General features: G+C 51.2%; 2 rRNA genes. Both read right to left on the bottom strand.

The features are described 5' to 3' along the window. Positions 1–26: 26 nt before the first annotated feature. Positions 27–142: ribosomal RNA gene (gene rrf / locus QMX97_RS31835) — 5S ribosomal RNA — on the bottom strand. 170 nt (positions 143–312) lie between these two features. Then, positions 313–3,204: ribosomal RNA gene (locus tag QMX97_RS31830) — 23S ribosomal RNA — on the bottom strand. Positions 3,205–3,269 lie beyond the last annotated feature (65 nt).

Raw genomic sequence — 3,269 nt, 5'->3', positions numbered from 1 at the left:
TAGCAAACAGGGGTTCTGGAATTTAATCTTGACGATGACCTACTCTCACATGGGGAAACCCCACACTACCATCGGCGATGCATCGTTTCACTGCTGAGTTCGGGATGGGATCAGGTGGTTCCAATGCTCTATGGTCGTCAAGAAATTCGGGTACTGAGTCGTGACCATGTGGTCTCGCTTCAGCAAATTGGGTATGTGATAGCTTTCGGTGTTTTGTGAGCGTCGAACTTTCGGTTCATTTCGTCTTCACACACCGCAATCTGGTGCTCTTTTGCCTTTCAGCTCGAAGCAAGCAAATTGCTTGGGTGTTATATGGTCAAGCCTCACGGGCAATTAGTATTGGTTAGCTCAACGCCTCACAGCGCTTACACACCCAACCTATCAACGTCGTAGTCTTCGACGGCCCTTCAGGGAACTCAAGGTTCCAGTGAGATCTCATCTTGAGGCTAGTTTCCCGCTTAGATGCTTTCAGCGGTTATCTATTCCGAACATAGCTACCCGGCAATGCCACTGGCGTGACAACCGGAACACCAGAGGTTCGTCCACTCCGGTCCTCTCGTACTAGGAGCAGCCCCTCTCAAATCTCAAACGTCCACGGCAGATAGGGACCGAACTGTCTCACGACGTTCTAAACCCAGCTCGCGTACCACTTTAAATGGCGAACAGCCATACCCTTGGGACCGGCTTCAGCCCCAGGATGTGATGAGCCGACATCGAGGTGCCAAACACCGCCGTCGATATGAACTCTTGGGCGGTATCAGCCTGTTATCCCCGGAGTACCTTTTATCCGTTGAGCGATGGCCCTTCCATACAGAACCACCGGATCACTAAGACCTACTTTCGTACCTGCTCGACGTGTCTGTCTCGCAGTCAAGCGCGCTTTTGCCTTTATACTCTACGACCGATTTCCGACCGGTCTGAGCGCACCTTCGTACTCCTCCGTTACTCTTTAGGAGGAGACCGCCCCAGTCAAACTACCCACCATACACTGTCCTCGATCCGGATAACGGACCTGAGTTAGAACCTCAAAGTTGCCAGGGTGGTATTTCAAGGATGGCTCCACGCAGACTGGCGTCCACGCTTCAAAGCCTCCCACCTATCCTACACAAGCAAATTCAAAGTCCAGTGCAAAGCTATAGTAAAGGTTCACGGGGTCTTTCCGTCTAGCCGCGGATACACTGCATCTTCACAGCGATTTCAATTTCACTGAGTCTCGGGTGGAGACAGCGCCGCCATCGTTACGCCATTCGTGCAGGTCGGAACTTACCCGACAAGGAATTTCGCTACCTTAGGACCGTTATAGTTACGGCCGCCGTTTACCGGGGCTTCGATCAAGAGCTTCGCGTTAGCTAACCCCATCAATTAACCTTCCGGCACCGGGCAGGCGTCACACCCTATACGTCCACTTTCGTGTTTGCAGAGTGCTGTGTTTTTAATAAACAGTCGCAGCGGCCTGGTATCTTCGACCGGCATGAGCTTACGGAGCAAGTCCTTCACCCTCACCGGCGCACCTTCTCCCGAAGTTACGGTGCCATTTTGCCTAGTTCCTTCACCCGAGTTCTCTCAAGCGCCTTGGTATTCTCTACCCAACCACCTGTGTCGGTTTGGGGTACGGTTCCTGGTTACCTGAAGCTTAGAAGCTTTTCTTGGAAGCATGGCATCAACCACTTCGTTAACTAAAAGTTAACTCGTCATCAGCTCTCGGCCTTAAGATCCCGGATTTACCTAAGATCTCAGCCTACCACCTTAAACTTGGACAACCAACGCCAAGCTGGCCTAGCCTTCTCCGTCCCTCCATCGCAATAACCAGAAGTACAGGAATATTAACCTGTTTTCCATCGACTACGCTTTTCAGCCTCGCCTTAGGGACCGACTAACCCTGCGTCGATTAACGTTGCGCAGGAAACCTTGGTCTTTCGGCGTGGGTGTTTTTCACACCCATTGTCGTTACTCATGTCAGCATTCGCACTTCTGATACCTCCAGCAAGCTTCTCAACTCACCTTCACAGGCTTACAGAACGCTCCTCTACCGCATCACTTACGTGATACCCGTAGCTTCGGTGTATGGTTTGAGCCCCGTTACATCTTCCGCGCAGGCCGACTCGACTAGTGAGCTATTACGCTTTCTTTAAAGGGTGGCTGCTTCTAAGCCAACCTCCTAGCTGTCTAAGCCTTCCCACATCGTTTCCCACTTAACCATAACTTTGGGACCTTAGCTGACGGTCTGGGTTGTTTCCCTTTTCACGACGGACGTTAGCACCCGCCGTGTGTCTCCCATGCTCGGCACTTGTAGGTATTCGGAGTTTGCATCGGTTTGGTAAGTCGGGATGACCCCCTAGCCGAAACAGTGCTCTACCCCCTACAGTGATACATGAGGCGCTACCTAAATAGCTTTCGAGGAGAACCAGCTATCTCCGAGCTTGATTAGCCTTTCACTCCGATCCACAGGTCATCCGCTAACTTTTCAACGGTAGTCGGTTCGGTCCTCCAGTTAGTGTTACCCAACCTTCAACCTGCCCATGGATAGATCGCCCGGTTTCGGGTCTATTCCCAGCGACTAGACGCCCTATTAAGACTCGCTTTCGCTACGCCTCCCCTATTCGGTTAAGCTCGCCACTGAAAATAAGTCGCTGACCCATTATACAAAAGGTACGCAGTCACAGAACAAAGTCTGCTCCCACTGCTTGTACGCATACGGTTTCAGGATCTATTTCACTCCCCTCTCCGGGGTTCTTTTCGCCTTTCCCTCACGGTACTAGTTCACTATCGGTCAGTCAGTAGTATTTAGCCTTGGAGGATGGTCCCCCCATATTCAGACAAAGTTTCTCGTGCTCCGTCCTACTCGATTTCATGACTAAGAGATTTTCGCGTACAGGGCTATCACCCACTATGGCCGCACTTTCCAGAGCGTTCCGCTAATCTCAAAGCCACTTAAGGGCTAGTCCCCGTTCGCTCGCCACTACTAAGGGAATCTCGGTTGATTTCTTTTCCTCAGGGTACTTAGATGTTTCAGTTCCCCTGGTTCGCCTCTTGCACCTATGTATTCAGTACAAGATAACCATCTTATGATGGCTGGGTTCCCCCATTCAGACATCTCCGGATCAAAGTCTGTTTGCCGACTCCCCGAAGCTTTTCGCAGGCTACCACGTCTTTCATCGCCTCTGACTGCCAAGGCATCCACCGTATGCGCTTCTTCACTTGACCATATAACCCCAAGCAATCTGGTTATACTGTGAAGACGACATTCGCCGAAAATTCGAATTTCTCAA

This window comes from Pseudomonas sp. PS01298, assembly GCF_029959745.1.
GTDB lineage: Bacteria > Pseudomonadota > Gammaproteobacteria > Pseudomonadales > Pseudomonadaceae > Aquipseudomonas > Aquipseudomonas aylmerensis.
Note: the sequence above shows the minus strand (reverse complement) of the source record. Positions and strands in the feature narration are given on the sequence as shown.